Genomic DNA, 17,954 nt, shown 5'->3' on the forward strand with positions numbered 1-17,954 from the left:
TGGAAATGAGGCTCAAGATAACGCAAGCCAACCCTTCCGCACAGTCGTCCTCCACAAGAACCGTACATACTCTGCTCGACGACATCCTCAGCCGAATCGTTCAATGGTCGAGCATGCCGGCAACGGTGAAATCTTCCATTAACATGCCGGTGCAAGGATTCCTTCGACAGGATGGGGCGCGTGCGCCCTGGCGGGAGAGACAATGACAACACCCAGCCCCGTGACGAGCCAGGCCCGGTATCACATTGCCGTGGTGGACGACGAAGTCGACATGCTGGACGTGCTGCAGGATGTCCTTCAGGAGGAGGGCTACCGGGTCAGCGCTCTGCGCAGCGGCCAGGCCCTGCATGAACTGCTCGCCCGCGACCCGGCGGACCTGGTCGTGCTCGACCTGAAGCTGGCCGGCGAGAATGGCCTGCAGGTGGCTCGCGAGGTCCGCGCGACCAACCCGGTGCCGATCATGATGCTGACCGGCAAGGGGGATGAAACCGATCGCATCCTGGGCCTGGAGGTCGCGGCCGACGACTTCCTGATGAAGCCTTTCAACCTGCGCGAACTGATGGCGCGGGTGCACGCCCTGCTGCGCCGCGCCAAGCAGCTCAGCGTGACGCTGCAGGACGTCGACCAGGACCATGAATGCCTGTGGTTCGACGACTGGCGGCTCGACCTCACCCGACGCGTGCTCTACGACCCCCGCAATCATCCGGTCAACCTCACCTTCGGCGAGTACAACCTGCTGGAGAGCCTGGTCACCTCGGCCAATCATGTGCTGAGCCGCGATAGCCTGCTCGAGCGCACCCGCGGCACCGACAGCGACTCGTTCGACCGCAGCATCGACGTGCTGATCCTGCGCCTGCGTCGCAAGATCGAAGCCAACCCGAAGCATCCCCGCTACATCCTGACCGAACGGGGCCTGGGCTACGTCTTCCAGGCCCAGGTTCGCAAGCGCTGATGGGGCGCTGGACCCTGCAGCGCCGTGCCCTGGCGGCACTGGTCGTGGCCACGCTGTTGGCACTCGGTCTGGTGCTGGTCGCCTGGTTCGGCCTGACCCAGACCCGCAATGCCGTCAGCGAGTTCGAGGCCCGAACGCTGCCGGAGATTCGCACCGCACTGACGCTCTCCGAGGAAGTGGCGCAATTGGCTGCCCTGGCCCCCTACGTAGCCTCGGCCGCCAAACCCTTCCTGCTGCAGATCGAGCGCGACCGCCTGACCCGGCGCTTCCAGTCGCTGGTAGCCGTGGCCGCCTCGATCCGCGACCGGCCCTTCCGAGAGATGCTGGAGGCCCAGTTGAACGCGCTGCAAGCCGACATCGATCGCCTGACCGACCTGATGGAGAGCGAGCTCTTCCTGCGCGAGGATCTACTGACGGCCCAGTTCGAGGTCACCCAGATCGTCGTCCAGGGCGCCGAGTTCGGCGGGGCACCCTCCTTGACCCGCTGGCAGATCCTGGAGGCGCTGTATCAAGGCCTCAGCAACCCTGACCAGTGGATCGGGCAGTGGGCTATCCTGGCGGAGCCACCCGACCCCGACATGCCCCATGCCGAAGCCTACCGGCGGCTCCTGGAACTGGCGGAAGACAGCGCCGCGAGAATGGCGCAGATCAACCAGCAGAAGGCGTTCCTGCTGGCCAGCCTGCGCGCCCGGTCCGAGCGCCTGACCGGCGAGGTCAACGGCTTCGCCGGCGCCCTGCAGCGTGAGGTCGTGATCCAGCAGCAAACCGTGCATGCCCAGGTCAACCGGGTGCTGCTCGGGATGATGCTGATGACCGGGCTGCTGATCCTGGGCGTGATTTTGCATTACATGGGCAACCTGAAGACCATACGCGACCTGGGGGTCGTCACGCAGGACATGGTGCAACTGGCGCAGGGCGGTGAAGCCCCCAAGCATATCGCCATCACACGCCATGACGAAATCGGGACGCTGGCCAGGGCCTATGAAGTCTTTCGCGACCACGCCGGGCGCATCGAACAGGCGGGGCACGACCTGCGCGCTCAAAAGCACCTGCTGGAGACGGTGTTCAACGAGATCCAGGACGGGCTCAGCGTGTTTTCCGCCGACGATCGCTTGATTGCCTGGAACCGTCGCTACCTGGACATGTTCGGTCTGACGCCCGGCGCGATCGGCACCGGCATGCCCTTGGCCGAGGTGCAGCGCCAGATGGCGCGCCACCCCCATCGCAACGTGACGCTGGCCAACCGCTCGGTCGACATGAGCACGATCAACCTCCGTCGTCATCAGGTCTACCAGAGCTTCGAGCGTCACTACGACGATGGCCGGGTCATCGAGTTTCGCAGCCAGCCCATGCCCGGCGGTGGTTTCGTGACGCTCTACAGCGATCTCAGTGACCGACGCACGATCGAGCAGCAGCTGCAGCAAGCCCAGAAGATGGAGGTGCTAGGCCAGCTGACCGGCGGCGTGGCCCACGACTTCAACAACCTGCTGGCGGCACTTCTCGGCAACCTGCAACTGCTCGAGCAGCAGGCCGGCCTGCCCGAGAGGGCGCGACGCTACACCGAGCGCGCCCTGGATGTCGGTGAACGGGGCACCCAACTGGTCCAGCGCCTGCTGGCCTTCAGTCGCAAGCAGCACCTGCAGCCGGAGTGGGTCTATATCGATGCCCTGATCGACGGGCTCGAGGAGTTGCTCGAATATAGCGTCTCGGCACATACCCAGCTGCTGATTCGGCTGCAGGCGCCGGATACGCGGCTGTATATCGACCCTTCGCAGTTGGAGAATGCGATTCTCAATCTGGCATTGAACAGCAGTGCGGCAATGCCGCGAGGCGGCCAACTCGTCATCGCCACCGAATTCACACCGGGCGAGAAGCCGGCGGTGACGATCACCGTCCGCGATACTGGCCAGGGCATACCGGCCGAGCTGCAGGCGCGGGTGCTGGAACCTTTCTTCACCACCAAACCCATGGGCCAGGGTAGTGGCCTGGGGTTGAGCAGCGTCTATGGCTTCGTCACCCAGAGCGGCGGCGAGTTCAGCATGGAATCCGAACCGGGCCGGGGCACGGCGGTGCGCTTGAGCTGGCCGGTACAGAGCGTCACGGCCCCCTCCCTGCCAGCGGCCTCGACCGTCCTCGCCGTGGCGGTACCTGTCGACACGTGCGTGGTCGTGGTCGAAGACGACGCCGAGGTCAGGCGGGTCACGGCGGAACTCATCGCCGCCCACCGTTCCGTCGCGTCGTTCCGTCACGCCGAACAGGCGCTCGACTGGCTGCGGGACAATGCCGCGTCGACGGGCCTGGTGCTCACCGACGTCAACCTGGACGGTGCGCTTAGCGGGGTCGACCTGCGCGAGCAGGTGCGCCGCCTGTGGCCCATGATTCCGGTGGTGCTGGCGTCGGGCATGCCCCGCGAAGCGCTGGAGCGCGAGTATGGGCTCTCCATGGGCGATGCGTTCCTGCAGAAACCGATTCGTCCCGAGCAATGGCAAGCCTTTTTTGACGCTCCTTCGCCTGGTCGCTGAAGCCGGGCGACATATGTTTCAAATATTTCAGTTCGCCTTGCGGCGGTGAAATCGTTGGTTAGTATCCTGCCGCCATGGTGTCCCGAGCCACTGCCACAACAACAACGCTCAGGAGTACACCATGAAGAAGACTCTCTCCGCGCTGACCTTGGGTCTGGCGGCAACCCTCGTCACGCCGACCCTGCTGGCCGACGAGGTGCTGGTGGGCCTCATCACCAAGACCAACACCAACCCCTTCTTCGTCAAGATGCGTGAAGGCGCCCAGGCTCAGACCGATGCGCTGGGTGTCGAGTTGCGCACCTTTGCCGGCCGCTTCGATGGCGACAACGACTCCCAGGTGCAGGCCATCGAAAACCTGGTGTCTTCCGGGGCCCAAGGCATCCTGATTACCCCCAACGACCCGGTGGCAATCGTGCCCACCATCGAGCGCGCCGCGAAGCCGGCGTCCTGGTGATCGCGCTGGATACCCCCTTGAATCCCGCCGATGCCGCCGATGCCACCTTGGCGACCGACAACTTCAAGGCCGGTGAACTGATCGGCCAATGGGCGCGAAGCAAGATGGGCGACGAAGCCGACAATGCCAGAATCGCGTTGCTGGACCTGAGCACCAGCGAGATCACTGTCGACGTCGCGCGCAACCAGGGCTTCCTGCAGGGTTTCGGTATCGACCTCAACGACCCCAACGACATCGGCGATGAAGACGACCCGCGCATCGTCGGCAACGACGTGACCCAAGGTTCCGAGGAGGGCGGCCGGCGAGCCATGGAGAACCTGCTGCAAAAGGATCCCAGCATCAATCTCGTCTACACCATCAACGAACCAGCCGCGGCCGGCGCCTATGAAGCGCTGAAGGCCGCCGGTCGGGAGGATTCGGTGATCATCGTCTCGGTCGATGGCGGCTGCCCAGGCGTGCGCAATGTCGCCGATGGCGTCATCGGTGCCACCTCGATGCAGTTCCCCTTGCGCATGGCGTCCATGGGGGTCGAGTCGATCGTCGAGTACGCCAGGAACGGGGAGAGACCCGAGGCATCGAACGGGCTCGATTTCGTCGATACCGGCGTCGAGTTGATCACCGACGCCCCGGTAGCCGGAATACCTTCGGTTTCCTCCGCCGATGGCCTGGAAACGTGCTGGGGCTGAAGCAGTCGTAGTCCGTCGGCGCCCCCCCCGGCGCCGACCTACCCACAGGTGAGTTATGACACAACCCAAGCCATCAGGCCCTCACGACCTGACGGCCCATGAGCATGTGGCGGAAACCTCGGTCGGACAGGTGGCTCGATTCGAGGAAGAGGCACTCTCGCTGGGCCGGCGGATCCATCGCTTTTTCCATGCCAACCCGACGGCAGCGCCGGCCCTGGTCCTGGTCGTCTCGGTGCTGGCCTTCGTCGTGCTGGTGGGGGAGCGCTTCCTGGCGCCGTTCAACCTGTCGCTGGTCCTGCAGCAGGTGACCATCATCGGCACGCTGGGCATCGCCCAGACACTGATCATCCTGACCATGGGCATCGACCTTTCCGTGGGCGCCATCATGGTGCTCTCGTCGGTGGTGATGGGGAGGATGGCCGTCGATTACGGCCTGCCGCCGTCGCTGGCACTGGCCGTCGGCCTGCTGACCGGCGCCATTTGCGGGCTACTCAACGGCACCTTGGTGACACGGCTGAAACTGCCGCCGTTCATCGCCACCCTGGGCACCTGGAACGTCTTCTTCGCGCTGAACCTGTGGTACTCGAAGAGCGAAGCCATCCGCTCCCAGGAGATCACGGCCACGGCACCGCTGCTGCAGTGGGGCGGCACCGCCTTCGAGCTGTTCGGAGCACGCTTCACCTACGGCTCGATTCTGATGCTGGCGCTGTTCTGCGGCGTCTGGTACGCCCTGAACTGGACCGCCTGGGGCCGCCATGTCTACGCCACCGGCGACGACAAGGATGCCGCCGAACTGGCCGGGATCCGCACCCGCCGGGTCTTGCTGTCGGTCTATATCGTCGCCGGCCTCATCTGCGCCATCGCCGCCTGGCTGCTGATCGGGCGCACCGGCTCGGTCAGCCCCCAGGCCGGTTTCACCGCCAACCTGGACAGCATCACCGCCGTGGTGATCGGGGGCACGTCCTTGTTCGGCGGGCGAGGTTCCATCTTCGGCACCCTGATTGGCGCCCTGATCGTCGGGGTGTTTCGCAACGGGTTGGCCCTGGCCGGCGTCGATGTGCTGTGGCAGGAGTTCACCGTCGGCATGCTGATCATCGTCGCCGTGACCACCGACCAGTGGATCAGGAGGGTCTCGGCATGACTGGCGTTACTCCGATACTGGAAGCGACCGGCCTGGTCAAACGCTATGGGCGGGTCACCGCGCTGGACCGGGCGGATTTCGACCTCTACCCCGGCGAAGTGCTGGCCGTGATCGGCGACAACGGCGCGGGCAAGTCGACGCTGATCAAGGCGCTGTCCGGCGCCGTGATACCCGACCAGGGTGAAATTCGCCTGCATGGCAAGCCAGTGCGCTTCGGCAACCCGATGGAGGCCCGCGCCGCCGGCATCGAGACGGTCTATCAGACGCTGGCCGTGTCACCGGCGCTGGGGATCGCCGACAATCTGTTCCTGGGCCGCGAGATCCGCAAGCCCGGCATCCTGGGCTCCGTGTTCCGCATGCTGGACAAGGCGGAGATGCAGCGTCAGGCGCGCAAGGAGCTGTCCGAGCTGGGGCTGCTGACCATCCAGAACATCAACCAGGCTGTGGAAACGCTCTCCGGCGGCCAGCGTCAGGGGGTGGCCGTCGCCCGCTCGGCAGCCTTCGGCAGCCAGGTGGTGATTCTGGACGAGCCGACGGCGGCCCTGGGCGTCAAGGAGTCGCGGCGGGTGCTGAACCTGATCCGACAACTGCGCGACAAGGGGCTGCCGATCGTGCTGATCAGTCATAATATGCCCCATGTGTTCGAGGTCGCCGACCGGATTCACGTCCATCGCCTGGGCCGCCGGGCTGCCGTGATCCATCCGGATACGCACAGCATGTCCGATGCGGTCGCCATCATGACCGGTGCCACCGAGCTAGGCGTCGCATGACCCGAGCGTGATCCACTACCGCTTCACCCAATCCGATCAGGGAGCCTGTGTGCGCAAGCTGTTTATCCTCCTGGTGGCGCTGCATGCCGCCCATCTGCACGCCGAGCCACTCAGGATCGGGGTCAGCGTGGCAGATCTGGGCAATCCCTTCTTCGCCACCCTGGCAGAGGCCATCGGCGACTCGGCGCGGGCGCTGCACCCCGGCGAAGTGGCGCTGGAGGTCAGGTCGAGCGCCTACGACCTCGAGCGCCAGGTCCACCAGCTCGACGCCTTCACGCAAGCGGGCATGGATATCATCGTGCTGGCCGCCGCCAACAGCGAGGCCATCGGGCCGGCCGTTCGGCGAGCCCAGCAGGCTGGCATCGTGGTGGCGGCGGTCGACATCGACGCCCAGGGGGCGGACGTCACGGTCACCACCGATAACGTTCAGGCGGGGGAAATGACCTGCGATTACATGGCCGAGCGATTGGGGCACACGGGGCGAGTGGCGATCATCAACGGTGCGCCGGTCTCGTCGGTGACGGATCGCGTGAACGGTTGTCGCACGGCGCTGAACCGGCACCCCGAGATCGAACTGCTCAGCGATGACCACAACGGCGGTGGCACCTACAGCGGCGGCCTCGAGGCCATGACCTATCTGATCAGCGCCTACTCTGATCTGGATGCGGTGTTCGCCATCAACGACCCGTCGGCCATCGGAGCGGCCAACGCCGCTCGTCTGGCCGGGCAGTCGCACCTGTTCATCGTGGCGGTGGATGGCTCACCCGAAGGCATCGCAGCGCTACAGGAGTCTCCTGCGCTGCTGGTCGCCACCGCCGCGCAATCCCCACGCCAGATGGCCGCAACGGCCATTCGCGAAAGCCTGGGACACCTGGCCGCGGGAGGACGACAGGAAAGCCAGGCGATTCGGCTCGCCACGCAGTTGATCACACGGGAAAACGCCGAGCATTTCGATCACTGGAGTAATGGCTCTACGTCGGAGTGACGCTATGCTGAGTCGCTGCGAAGCAGAACGCCCCTGTCGGTCTCCCGACAGGGGCGCTTTTCTCGCGGCCCGTAGCCCGTAGCCCGTAGCCCGTAGCCCGTAGCCCGTAGCCCGTAGCCCGTAGCCGAGCTTACTTGGCCTTGTGCACGGCACGCCAGTGGTGCAGCAGCGGCTCGGTATAGCCGGAGGGCTGCACGCGCCCCTTGAAGATCAGGTCGCTGGCCGCCTTGAACGCTGTCGAGGCCTCGAAGTCGGCGCTCATGGCGGTATAGGCCGGGTCGCCGGCGTTCTGCCCGTCAACCACCTTGGCCATGCGCTCCAGGGTCTTCTGCACGCGTTCGGCATCGACCACGCCGTGGTGCAGCCAGTTGGCGATGTGCTGGCTGGAGATACGCAGCGTGGCACGATCCTCCATCAGGCCCACGTCGTGAATGTCGGGCACCTTGGAGCAGCCCACGCCGTGCTCGACCCAGCGCACCACGTAGCCGAGGATGCCCTGGCAGTTGTTATCGAGCTCCTGCTGGATCTCCTCGTCGGACCAGCCGGCCTTCTCGGCCACCGGCACGGTGAGCAAGTCGTCGAGCAGCTCTTCCAGAAGGGCGGGCTCGCTCTGGGTCTCAAGCTCACGCTGAATCTCGGTGACGTCGACCTGATGGTAGTGCAGCGCATGCAGCGCGGCAGCCGTGGGCGACGGTACCCAGGCGGTGTTGGCACCGGCCTTGGGATGGCCGATCTTCTGCTCCAACATGGCGGCCATCAGGTCCGGCATGGCCCACATGCCCTTGCCGATCTGGGCGCGACCACGCAGGCCGCAGGCCAGGCCGACCAGCACGTTGTTGCGCTCGTAGGCGCCGATCCAGGCGGCATTCTTCATGTCGCCCTTGCGGATCATCGGGCCCGCCTCCATGGCGGTGTGCATCTCGTCGCCGGTGCGGTCGAGGAAGCCGGTGTTGATGAACACCACGCGGGAGCTGGCCTCGGCGATACACGCCTTGAGGTTGACCGAGGTGCGACGCTCCTCGTCCATGATGCCCATCTTGAGGGTGTCACGGGCCAGGCCCAGCAGATCCTCGATACGGCCGAACAGCGCGTTGGAGAAGGCGACCTCCTTGGGACCGTGCATCTTCGGCTTGACGATGTAGACCGAGCCCTGGCGCGAGTTACGCGCCTCGCCTTCGCCCTTCTTGAGGTCGTGCATGGCCAGCAGGCTGGTGACGATGCCGTCGAGGATGCCTTCGGGCAGCTCGTTGCCATCGGCGTCGAGTATCGCCGGCGTGGTCATCAGGTGGCCGACGTTGCGCACGAACATCAGCGAGCGGCCGGGCAGCGTCAGGCTGCCGCCATCCGGGGTGGTGTAAGTGCGATCGGCGTGCAGGCGACGGGTGAAGGTCTTGCCACCCTTCTCGATCGCTTCTTCCAGGTCGCCCTTCATCAGGCCCAGCCAGTTGGCGTAGACCCCGACCTTGTCCTCGGCGTCGACGGCAGCCACGGAGTCCTCGCAATCCATGATCGCGGTCAGCGCGGCCTCGACCAGCAGGTCCTTGACGCCGGCCGGGTCGGTCTTGCCGATGGGGTGGCTGGGATCGATTTGGATCTCCAGGTGCAGGCCGTGGTTGACCAGCAGGATCGCCTCGGGGCTGGCGGCATCGCCCTGATAGCCGATCAGCTTGCCCGGCTCCTTGAGGCCGGTCTCGCGACTGCCCTCGAGGGTCGCCACCAGATGGCCGTCGCGCAGCGCATACTTGACCACGTCACGATGGCTGCCAGTGGCCAGCGGGGCGGCCAGGTCGAGCACGCCGCGGGCGTAGGCGATGACCTTCTCGCCACGCTTGGGGTTGTAGCTCGCGCCCTTTTCGGCGCCACCTTCTTCGGAGATGGCATCGGTGCCGTAGAGCGCATCGTAGAGGCTGCCCCAGCGGGCGTTGGCAGCGTTGAGCGCATAGCGGGCGTTGCTCACCGGCACCACCAGCTGCGGGCCGGCCTGAACGGCGATCTCGCGATCCACGTTGGCGGTGCTTACGGTAACCTGGGAGGGAGCCTCCACCAGGTAGCCGATCTCCTCGAGAAAGGCGCGATAAACGCTCATGTCGCGCACCGGACCGGGGTTCTCGCGGTGCCAGGTATCCAGTTGCTCCTGCAGGCGCTCACGCTCAGCGAGCAATTCCCGGTTTTTCGGTGTCAGATCATGAAAGATGGCATCGACCCCGGCCCAGAAGTTTTCGGCATCCAGGCCGGTACCGGGAAGGGCCTGGTCGTTGATGAAGCGGTCCAGTTCAGCGGCCACCTGGAGACGATGGCGAGTGACACGTTCGGACATGGGAAGTCTCCTCCTGCGTGGCGGCCGATGATATACGCTCGGCCAGCCGCAATTCGTGGGGGTGATACCACTGCGAAGGCGCCAATTTTGTGGAAAACTCTTCCATATGTAAACCCGAAGGAGGGTCTACCCTACTAGACATAGGGTTAAGATCCGATATTCTGACCGATTGGTCAGAAAAAATACGAGCTATCGCAGCGATCGCTCACCCAACAGCATGGTCGGTAGGTAAACTTGCTGCACGCTCCAGTGCCGCCAATGACGAAAGGACTCGAGGGGAAATGCCTGTCTTGATCCGTTGGAGAACGCCATGACCGACTTCACTCCCCTACAGGCGCTGGGGCCGATCGCGCCCTTTCGCGCCGAGGGCGAGCCATCGCTGGCCGACTACCTCGCCCACTATGGCCTGGCTCCGCTGCTCACCGAGCAGGTCGGGCTCTACGTGGGCTACGTGGATGCCCAGCGCTACCAGCTCTGGAGCCAGGTATGGAGCCCGGCGGAACCGATCGGCACGGCCTTCGTGGTACACGGGTATTTCGATCATCTCGGCCTGTACCGCCATCTCCTGGAACGGCTGCTGGAGCGCCGCTGGCGGGTGGTGTTGTGGGATCTGCCCGGTCATGGATTGTCCAGCGGCAAGCGCGCCTGCATCGACGACTTCGCTCACTACGGCGAATGTCTGCACGCGCTACAGGAACAGTTGAACGCCCGGGGCCTGGCCCCTCGCCCGTGGCTGGGCATCGGCCAGAGCACCGGCGCCGCCATTCTCGCCACCGACGCCCTGAGCCGGCCGGACGAGGAGCGCTGGTCGGGCCTGGCTCTGCTTGCGCCGCTAGTGCGCCCGTGCGGCTGGCCCCAGGCGGGTTGGCTGCACACCCTGGTGGGCCCCTTCGTCGAGACACTGCCGCGACGCTTCGGCGCGAACTCCACCGATGCCGAATTTGCCACCTTCCTGCGTGAGCACGACCCGCTACAACCGGGCCATCTGTCGCTCAACTGGGTCAGCGCCATGCGCCGTTGGATGCCTCAGCTGCTGGCCCTGCCGTCGAGCGACCTGCCGACCCTGATCCTGCAGGGGGAGCAGGACCTCACCGTCGACTGGGAGTGGAACCTGACGGTGCTCGAGCGCAAATTCCCCAATGCCCGCATTCATCGCCATCCGGACGCACGCCATCATCTCGTCAACGAGGCCGAGCCCATTCGTACCACGCTGTTCGCCGCCCTCGACGAGTTTCTGGCCGAGTTGGAACCAGGCCTCTCGACCATCGCCCAGGAGCCTCTCTCCCGATGCTGAGACATCTCGCCCTGCTCGCCCTGTTGGCGTTTCTCGCCGGATGTGCCGCCCAGCCCCCCGAACCCGACCCCATTCGCCGTGCCCTGCAAAACCTGAGCGACCGTGCCGTCGCCCGGGTCATGCAGGTCGAGGCCCTGCAGCCACCCGCGGATCAGGTACTGCTGCTGGTGTCCCCGGACGTGGACAATAGCCTCGAGATCGACAGCGACCGCTTCCTGGAAAGCCTCACCCGCGCCCTGCTGGGCGCAAGCGACGGCCCCCAGGTGCTCGACTGGCGCCCCGCCATGAGCGGCGAAGGCGGCGATCACCAGTGGCGCATGGAGAGCCGCCTGGAAGCCACTGCCCCCCGTCTGACCCTCTCCGACCGCGACCTGCTGCCCTACCGCCTCATCCTGTCGCTCTATCGTCCCGACGCCGAGCGTGCACTGTGGCAGACCGAGATCGAGGGCGCCTTCGACGCCACCGCGCTGTAGCCCCCAGACCGCAGCCTTACTAACTCTGCCTCAATTGCCGATCCAGTTGACGATACCCGATCGCCTCCATCAGCTCGCCGCGCTCCGGATGCGGCTTGGCGGCAAGATCGGCCAGCGTCAGCGCCACGCGCAGCACCCGGTGGTAGGCGCGCGCCGAGAGCCGCAGGCGTTCGAGCACGCCGGCCAGCCAGGCACGATCCGCCGTGGAGAGCGCGCAGGCGGCTTCCAGCTCGCGCCCGCCGAGGTGGGCGTTGAGCGCACCGCGGGCGTACTGCCGCTCGCGGGCGGCCATGACCCGGGCGCGCACCTCAGCCGAACTCTCGCCCACTTCGCGTGAGGTGAGCTGCTCCGGCGGCAGCGCCGGCACTTCGATCTGCAGGTCGATGCGGTCGAGCAGCGGCCCGGAGAGACGCGACTGATAGCGCTGGATCTGCGCCGCGGTGCACTGGCAGGCCTGGCGCGGATCGCCGAGGTGACCGCAGGGGCACGGGTTCATCGCTGCCACCAGTTGGAAACGGGCAGGAAAGCGGCGCTCGTGGTTGGCGCGAGCGATATGGATGCGGCCCGACTCCATCGGCTCACGCATCACCTCGAGTACGTGACGACTGAACTCGGGCAGCTCGTCGAGGAACAGCACGCCATGGTGGGCCAGCGAGATCTCGCCGGGTCGCGGCCAGGAGCCACCGCCGACCAGGGCCACGGCGCTGGCGGTGTGGTGCGGGGCGCGAAAGGGCCGGCGCCCCCATTGCTCGGCCAGCGGCAGACCGCACACCGAGCGAATGGCGGCCACCTCAAGCGCCTCGTCCTCGGTGAGTTCGGGCAGGATGCCGGGCAGGCGGCTCGCCAGCATGGTCTTGCCGGTTCCCGGGGGCCCCGCAAAGAGCAGGTTGTGCGAACCGGCCGCAGCGATCTCCAGCGCGCGCCGGGCCTGGTGCTGGCCGCGCACCTCGGCCAGGTCGCCTTCACGGCTATCGGCAACGGGAGGAGCCTCGAGGCGGTGCGCGGCAATGGGCTTCTGCCCCAGCAGGTGCGCCATCACGTCGAGCAGGTGCTCGGCCGGCAGGACCTGCAGGTCGCCGGCCAGGGCCGCCTCGTCGGCGTTCTCCCTGGGCACGATCAGCTTGCGCCCGGCCTTGCGTGCGGCGAGCGCCAGGGGCAGCACCCCATTGATGGGTCGCAGGCGGCCGTCCAGCGCCAGCTCGCCCACGCTTTCGATACCCTCGACCGCTTCGCCGGGCACTTGGCCGGAGGCGATAAGAATACCCAGCGCGATGGGCAGATCGAAGCGCCCGCCGACCTTGGGCAGGTCGGCGGGCGCCAGGTTGAGCACGATTCTGCGCGTGTTGGGGAAATCGAAGCCCGCATTGACCAGGGCGCTGCGCACCCGCTCGCGGCTCTCCTTGACGGCGGCCTCGGGCAGGCCCACCAGGGTCATTCCCGGCAGGCCGTTGGCCAGATGTACCTCGACCTGTACCTCGGGCGCTTCCAGCCCCAGGCCGGCCCGCGTGGCAACGATCGCCAGCATCTTGCGGTCCCTCGCAGTTCATTAGCGTAAGGGCTAGATACTAGCACTATGCCGCAACGGGCTCTCCACGCTGGCTCAGCGCTCGGCTTCGTCGGCCCTGGTTTCGTCCGTGCCGTTGCTTTCGGGCGGCGTAAGGGTGGCCTGGGTCACGGGCGTCTCGCGAGCCGCCAGCGCCTGCTCCAGCGCCGCTACCTGCTGCTCCAGCGCCTCGACACGAATCCGCGTGCGCTGCAGCACGTCCATCAGAATGTCGAAGTCCTCCCGCGACACCAGCTCCAGGCGGTCGAAGGCGCCGCGCACGATCTGCTGCACGCCCTTCTGGAATTCCTCCGGTGCCTGGGCCGCTCCCTGCAGGCGTTCGCCCAGCTGTTGCGCCAGTCGGCTGATGGGGTCCTGATTCGCCATGGTGCGCTTCTCCTGTTGGCCTGCTCATGTTGCTCTACAGCATACGCAAGGCCCCGCCATGGCGCATTCCCTTCTCTCGCCCCCTCATGGCGCAGCCGCACCACGATCCAGCACCACGCTGGTGCACAACGGCAGCGCCGGCTGCGCCATTGCGGCGCAAGACATGCCGCGAGGGCTCTGCAACATTATGTTTCCGCGAAAGTTAAAAAGGATTGGCACGATCCGCGCATAAGGTGGCATACAGCCGGCTGGCGACCCCCGCCGCCCTATTTCCAGCAGGGAGAGACGCGATGAAGCTCATCACCGCCATCATCAAGCCATTCAAGCTCGACGACGTTCGCGAGGCGCTGGCCGACAACGGCGTTCAGGGTATCACCGTGACCGAAGTGAAGGGTTTCGGCCGCCAGAAGGGCCATACCGAACTCTACCGCGGCGCCGAATACGTGGTCGATTTCCTGCCCAAGGTGAAGGTCGAGGTTGCCGTGGACGACTCCCGCGTCGAGAGCGTGCTCGACGCCATCTGCAGCGCCGCCAACAGCGGCAAGATCGGCGATGGCAAGGTCTTCGTGACCCCGCTGGAGGACGTGATTCGTATCCGTACCGGCGAACGCGGCGCCGAGGCCGTGTAACGGCTCCCCTCAAGACAAGAGCAGCAACAAGAGCGATGGAGAACTCCCATGAGTGACCTTGCAGAGTTGAGCTACGCGCTCGACACCTTCTATTTCCTGATATGCGGCGTATTGGTGATGTGGATGGCCGCCGGCTTCTCGATGCTCGAGGCCGGCCTGGTTCGCGCCAAGAACACCGCCGAGATCCTGACCAAGAACATCGCCCTGTTCGCCATCGCCTGCACCATGTACCTGCTGGTGGGCTACGCCATCATGTATTCGAGCGACGCTGGCGGCATTCTGCCCAACCTGGGCGTGCTCATCGGCGCCGAGAACAGCGTGGACGCGGTCACCGCCGGCGGCGACGATGCTCCCTACTACTCCATGCGCGCCGACTTCTTCTTCCAGGTGGTGTTCGTCGCCACCGCCATGTCTATCGTCTCGGGTGCCGTGGCCGAGCGCATGAAGCTGTGGGCCTTCCTCGCCTTCGCCGTGGTCATGACCGGTTTCATCTATCCGGTATCCGGCTACTGGACCTGGGGCGAGGGCTGGCTCGACGAGCTGGGCTTCTCCGACTTCGCCGGTTCCGGCATCGTGCACCTCGCCGGTGCAGCCGCGGCCCTGGCCGGCGTGCTGGTCCTCGGACCGCGCAAGGGCAAGTACGGCAAGGATGGCAGTATCCACGCCATCCCCGGCGCCAACCTGCCGCTGGCCACCGTGGGAACCTTCATCCTGTGGATGGGCTGGTTCGGTTTCAACGGCGGTTCCGAGCTCAAGCTCTCCGACGTGGCCTCGGCCAACAACGTGGCCCAGGTGCTGGTCAACACCAACGCTGCTGCTGCCGGTGGCGTCATCGCCGCGCTGATTCTGGCCAAGCTGTGGTTCCGCAAGGCCGACCTGACCATGGCGCTGAACGGTGCCCTGGCCGGCCTGGTGGCGATCACCGCCGAGCCGCTGGCGCCCTCCGCTCTGGGTGCCACGCTGATCGGCGCCGTCGGCGGCATCATCGTGGTGGCCTCCATCGTCACCCTCGACAAGCTGAAGATCGACGATCCGGTCGGTGCCATCTCGGTGCACGGCGTGGTCGGTATCTGGGGCCTGCTGGCGGTACCGCTGTCGACCGATACCGGCTTCGGCGTCCAGATCATCGGCGCACTGGCCATCTTCGCTTGGGTCTTCGTTGCCAGCCTGGCGGTGTGGCTGATCCTCAAGGCGATCATGGGCGTCCGCGTCAGCGAGGAGGAGGAGTACGAAGGGGTCGACCTGGCCGAATGCGGCATGGAGGCCTATCCCGAGTTCAGCGTCGCCCGGGTCTATGGCGGCAGTGGGCGCCCGCAGTCAGGCGGTTACGCTGCCGGTTCCCCGATCGGCCGGCCGCAGGCGGAGTGATCCTCGGCCCACTTGTCAAAAGGCTCCCTGCGGGGAGCCTTTTTTCTTCCTGCCAAGGGCGGTGTATGCTTGAGGCCAACCGCTCCCGTATCATCCGGGTCCGACCTGCGGACCCTGCCCGACCATGAGGAAACAGACCATGAAACTGGTGACCGCCATCATCAAGCCGTTCAAGCTCGACGACGTACGCGAGTCGCTCTCGGAGATCGGGGTTCAGGGCATCACCGTCACCGAGGTGAAGGGCTTCGGCCGCCAGAAAGGTCACACCGAGCTGTATCGGGGCGCCGAGTACGTGGTCGACTTCCTGCCCAAGGTGAAGGTGGAAATCGCCATCGACGACGACCTCGTCGAGCAGGTGATCGACGCCATCACCCAGGTGGCCAATACCGGTAAGATCGGCGACGGCAAGATCTTCATCACCCCGCTGGAGCAGGTCATTCGCATCCGCACCGGCGAAACCGGCAAGGATGCGGTATAAGCCAGAAGCTCGAAGCCAGACAGCTTAGGACATGCAAAAAACCCGGAGGCCAGGCCTCCAGGGGTTTCTCTTCCTACTCCAAGCTTACCGCTTGAGATTCACTTCTCGACGAAGGCGCGCTCGATCACGTAGTCCCCCGGCTCGCCCATGCGCGGCGAGATGTTGAAGCCGAGGTCGTCGAGCAGCGCGCTGGTCTCGTCGAGCATCGCCGGGCTGCCGCAGATCATGGCTCGGTCCTGCTTGGGGTCCATCGGCGCAATACCGGTGTCCTCAAACAGCTTGCCGCTGCGGATGTGGTCGGTGAGGCGGCCCATGGTGTGGAACTCTTCGCGAGTCACGGTGGGATAATAGACCAGCTTCTCCTTGATCTCGTCACCCAGGTATTCGTGGGCCGGCAGTTCCTTCTGAATGAAGTCGGCATAGGCCAGCTCGCTGACGCTGCGCACCCCGTGGACGAGAATCACCTTCTCGAAGCGCTCGTACACTTCCGGATCCTGGATCAGGCTCATGAACGGCGCCAGCCCGGTACCGGTAGAGAGGAAATAGAGGTTGCGTCCCGGCAGCAGGTCATCGGTGACCAGGGTGCCGGTGGGCTTGCGGCTGACCATGATCTGGTCGCCCACCTTGAGGTGCTGCAGGCGCGAGGTCAGCGGGCCGTCGGGAACCTTGATGCTGAAGAACTCGAGGTGGTCCTCGTAGTTGGGGCTGGCGATGGAGTAAGCACGCATCAGCGGCTTGCCGTCCACTTCCAGGCCGATCATGACGAACTGACCGTTCTTGAAGCGCAGGCTACGCTCACGGGTGGTGCGGAAGCTGAACAGGGTATCGTTCCAGTGATGGACGCTGAGAACGTCTTCCAATGCAAACTTGCTCATGCCGACTCCTGAATATTCCTTAATCGAATAATGAACAGGGCAATACGATTTGCTTGCATTATAAGAGCGCAAGGTATATCTGTTAATTGGATTGTATGGATATCGTTTATCTATACTCCTGATATAGATCAAATTTGAGCCATTTCATGCACTTCACCCTGCGCCAGCTCGAGGTATTCGTCGCCGTCGCCCAGCACGAGAGCGTTTCCCGTGCCGCACGGGCACTCTCCCTGTCACAGTCCGCCACCAGCACCGCCCTGGCCGAGCTCGAGCGCCAGTTCGACTGCCAGCTGCTCGACCGTGTCGGCAAGCGGCTGCGGCTCAATGCGCTGGGCTTCCAGCTGCTGCCCAAGGCAGTGGCGCTGCTCGACCGTGCCGAGGAGATCGAGGAGATCCTGCATGGCCAGCAAGGCATCGGCTCGCTCGACGTGGGCGCCACCCTGACCATCGGCAACTACTTGGCAACGCTGTTGATCAGTGACTTCATGCAGCGCCACCCGGGGAGCCGGGTACGCTTGGCGGTACGCAACACGCGCGAGATCATCGACCGCGTGCGTCAGCACGAGCTCGACCTGGGGCTCATCGAAGGGCACTGCGAGGAAGAGGACGTGATCACCCAGCCCTGGGTGGAGGACGAACTATCAGTGTTCTGCTCCCCCCGCCATCCACTGGCCGGGCAGGGGCCGGTGGAACTCGACCGACTGCTGCGTGAGGCCTGGATCATGCGCGAGCAGGGCTCGGGCACCCGCATGACCCTGGAGCAGGCCGCACGGCACCGGCGCGGACGCTTCAACACGCTACTGGAGCTCGAGCATACCGAAGGGATCAAGCGAGCGGTGGAATCGGGCCTCGGCATTGGCTGCGTATCCAAACTGGCGCTGCGCGATGCCTTCCGGCGTGGCAGCCTGGTGCCGATTCCCACGCCGGAACTCGACCTGAGCCGCCAGTTCGCCTTCATCTGGCACCGTCACAAGTACCTGGCCACCGGCATGCGCGAGTTCCTGCGCCTGTGCCGGCAGATGACCGAGGGGGTCAGGCGCAGCGACGAGATCGATCTACCGCCGGTGTCCTGACCCTCTA

Annotated in this window: 15 protein-coding genes and 1 pseudogene; 12 read left to right on the forward strand and 4 right to left on the reverse strand. The window is 65.4% G+C overall.

From position 1 onward, the window contains the following. Window positions 1-202 precede the first annotated feature (202 nt). The 6 genes and pseudogenes from EKK97_RS22565 to EKK97_RS22590 all read left to right on the forward strand — a co-directional run bounded on the left by EKK97_RS22565 (window position 203) and on the right by EKK97_RS22590 (window position 7,510). Window positions 203-952 carry a response regulator gene (locus EKK97_RS22565; RefSeq protein ID WP_159555380.1) on the forward strand — a complete coding sequence of 250 codons (750 nt, stop codon included), beginning with the start codon at window positions 203-205 and terminating at the stop codon, window positions 950-952. Further along, on the forward strand, window positions 952-3,474 hold the full coding sequence (locus EKK97_RS22570; RefSeq protein ID WP_159555382.1) for a PAS-domain containing protein: 2,523 nt from the start codon (window positions 952-954) through the stop codon (window positions 3,472-3,474). Before EKK97_RS22565 ends, EKK97_RS22570 begins: the two co-directional genes overlap by 1 nt. Window positions 3,475-3,721: 247 nt before the next feature. Further along, window positions 3,722-4,614: pseudogene (locus EKK97_RS22575) on the forward strand (substrate-binding domain-containing protein). Window positions 4,615-4,669: 55 nt separating this feature from the next. Beyond that, a complete protein-coding gene (locus tag EKK97_RS22580; RefSeq protein WP_159555384.1) occupies window positions 4,670-5,755 on the forward strand; it encodes an ABC transporter permease in 1,086 nt (361 codons plus the stop codon). Continuing rightward, entirely contained in the window at window positions 5,752-6,525 is a 774-nt protein-coding gene (locus tag EKK97_RS22585) for an ATP-binding cassette domain-containing protein (protein ID WP_159555386.1), read from the forward strand. The genes EKK97_RS22580 and EKK97_RS22585 overlap by 4 nt, the downstream gene beginning before the upstream one ends. 49 nt (window positions 6,526-6,574) lie before the next feature. Beyond that, window positions 6,575-7,510 (forward strand): substrate-binding domain-containing protein, encoded by a 936-nt coding sequence (locus EKK97_RS22590; protein ID WP_159555388.1) that lies wholly within the window; start codon window positions 6,575-6,577, stop codon window positions 7,508-7,510. Window positions 7,511-7,640: 130 nt separating this feature from the next. On the opposite strand, the gene EKK97_RS22595 is transcribed toward EKK97_RS22590, so the two are convergent. Then, a complete protein-coding gene (locus EKK97_RS22595) occupies window positions 7,641-9,827 on the reverse strand; it encodes a malate synthase G (protein WP_159555390.1) in 2,187 nt (728 codons plus the stop codon). A gap of 310 nt (window positions 9,828-10,137) precedes the next feature. Between EKK97_RS22595 and EKK97_RS22600 the strand changes: the two genes are divergently transcribed. Both EKK97_RS22600 and EKK97_RS22605 read left to right on the forward strand, forming a co-directional pair. Beyond that, complete coding sequence (locus EKK97_RS22600) at window positions 10,138-11,121, forward strand: alpha/beta hydrolase (protein WP_159555392.1); 984 nt, start codon at window positions 10,138-10,140, stop codon at window positions 11,119-11,121. After that, window positions 11,115-11,594, forward strand: coding sequence for a hypothetical protein (locus EKK97_RS22605; RefSeq protein WP_159555394.1), 480 nt, complete (start codon window positions 11,115-11,117; stop codon window positions 11,592-11,594). The genes EKK97_RS22600 and EKK97_RS22605 overlap by 7 nt, the downstream gene beginning before the upstream one ends. 19 nt (window positions 11,595-11,613) lie before the next feature. Here the strand turns inward: EKK97_RS22605 and EKK97_RS22610 are convergent, their stop codons facing one another. Then, the gene (locus EKK97_RS22610) at window positions 11,614-13,119 is read right to left on the reverse strand and encodes a YifB family Mg chelatase-like AAA ATPase (protein ID WP_159555396.1); all 1,506 of its coding nucleotides are present in this window, start codon (window positions 13,117-13,119) and stop codon (window positions 11,614-11,616) included. Window positions 13,120-13,194: 75 nt separating this feature from the next. Continuing rightward, window positions 13,195-13,524, reverse strand: a complete 330-nt coding sequence (locus tag EKK97_RS22615) for an accessory factor UbiK family protein (protein WP_159555398.1) — start codon at window positions 13,522-13,524, stop codon at window positions 13,195-13,197. Between the two features lie 290 nt (window positions 13,525-13,814). Here EKK97_RS22615 and EKK97_RS22620 point away from each other — a divergent pair, with 290 nt between their 5' ends. The 3 genes from EKK97_RS22620 (at window position 13,815) to glnK (ending at window position 15,999) form a co-directional block, all read left to right on the forward strand. Next, window positions 13,815-14,153 carry a P-II family nitrogen regulator gene (locus tag EKK97_RS22620; RefSeq protein ID WP_159555400.1) on the forward strand — a complete coding sequence of 113 codons (339 nt, stop codon included), beginning with the start codon at window positions 13,815-13,817 and terminating at the stop codon, window positions 14,151-14,153. A 48-nt stretch (window positions 14,154-14,201) separates the two neighbouring features. Then, window positions 14,202-15,521 carry an ammonium transporter gene (locus EKK97_RS22625; RefSeq protein ID WP_159555402.1) on the forward strand — a complete coding sequence of 440 codons (1,320 nt, stop codon included), beginning with the start codon at window positions 14,202-14,204 and terminating at the stop codon, window positions 15,519-15,521. 139 nt (window positions 15,522-15,660) lie between these two features. After that, window positions 15,661-15,999, forward strand: a complete 339-nt coding sequence (gene glnK, locus EKK97_RS22630; RefSeq protein ID WP_086509163.1) for a P-II family nitrogen regulator — start codon at window positions 15,661-15,663, stop codon at window positions 15,997-15,999. A gap of 98 nt (window positions 16,000-16,097) precedes the next feature. On the opposite strand, the gene EKK97_RS22635 is transcribed toward glnK, so the two are convergent. Then, entirely contained in the window at window positions 16,098-16,874 is a 777-nt protein-coding gene (locus EKK97_RS22635) for a ferredoxin--NADP reductase (RefSeq protein WP_159555404.1), read from the reverse strand. A 146-nt stretch (window positions 16,875-17,020) separates the two neighbouring features. Between EKK97_RS22635 and EKK97_RS22640 the strand changes: the two genes are divergently transcribed. Beyond that, entirely contained in the window at window positions 17,021-17,947 is a 927-nt protein-coding gene (locus EKK97_RS22640; protein ID WP_159555406.1) for a LysR family transcriptional regulator, read from the forward strand. Window positions 17,948-17,954: the final 7 nt, after the last annotated feature.

The sequence above is a fragment of the Billgrantia tianxiuensis genome (assembly GCF_009834345.1).
GTDB lineage: Bacteria > Pseudomonadota > Gammaproteobacteria > Pseudomonadales > Halomonadaceae > Halomonas > Halomonas tianxiuensis.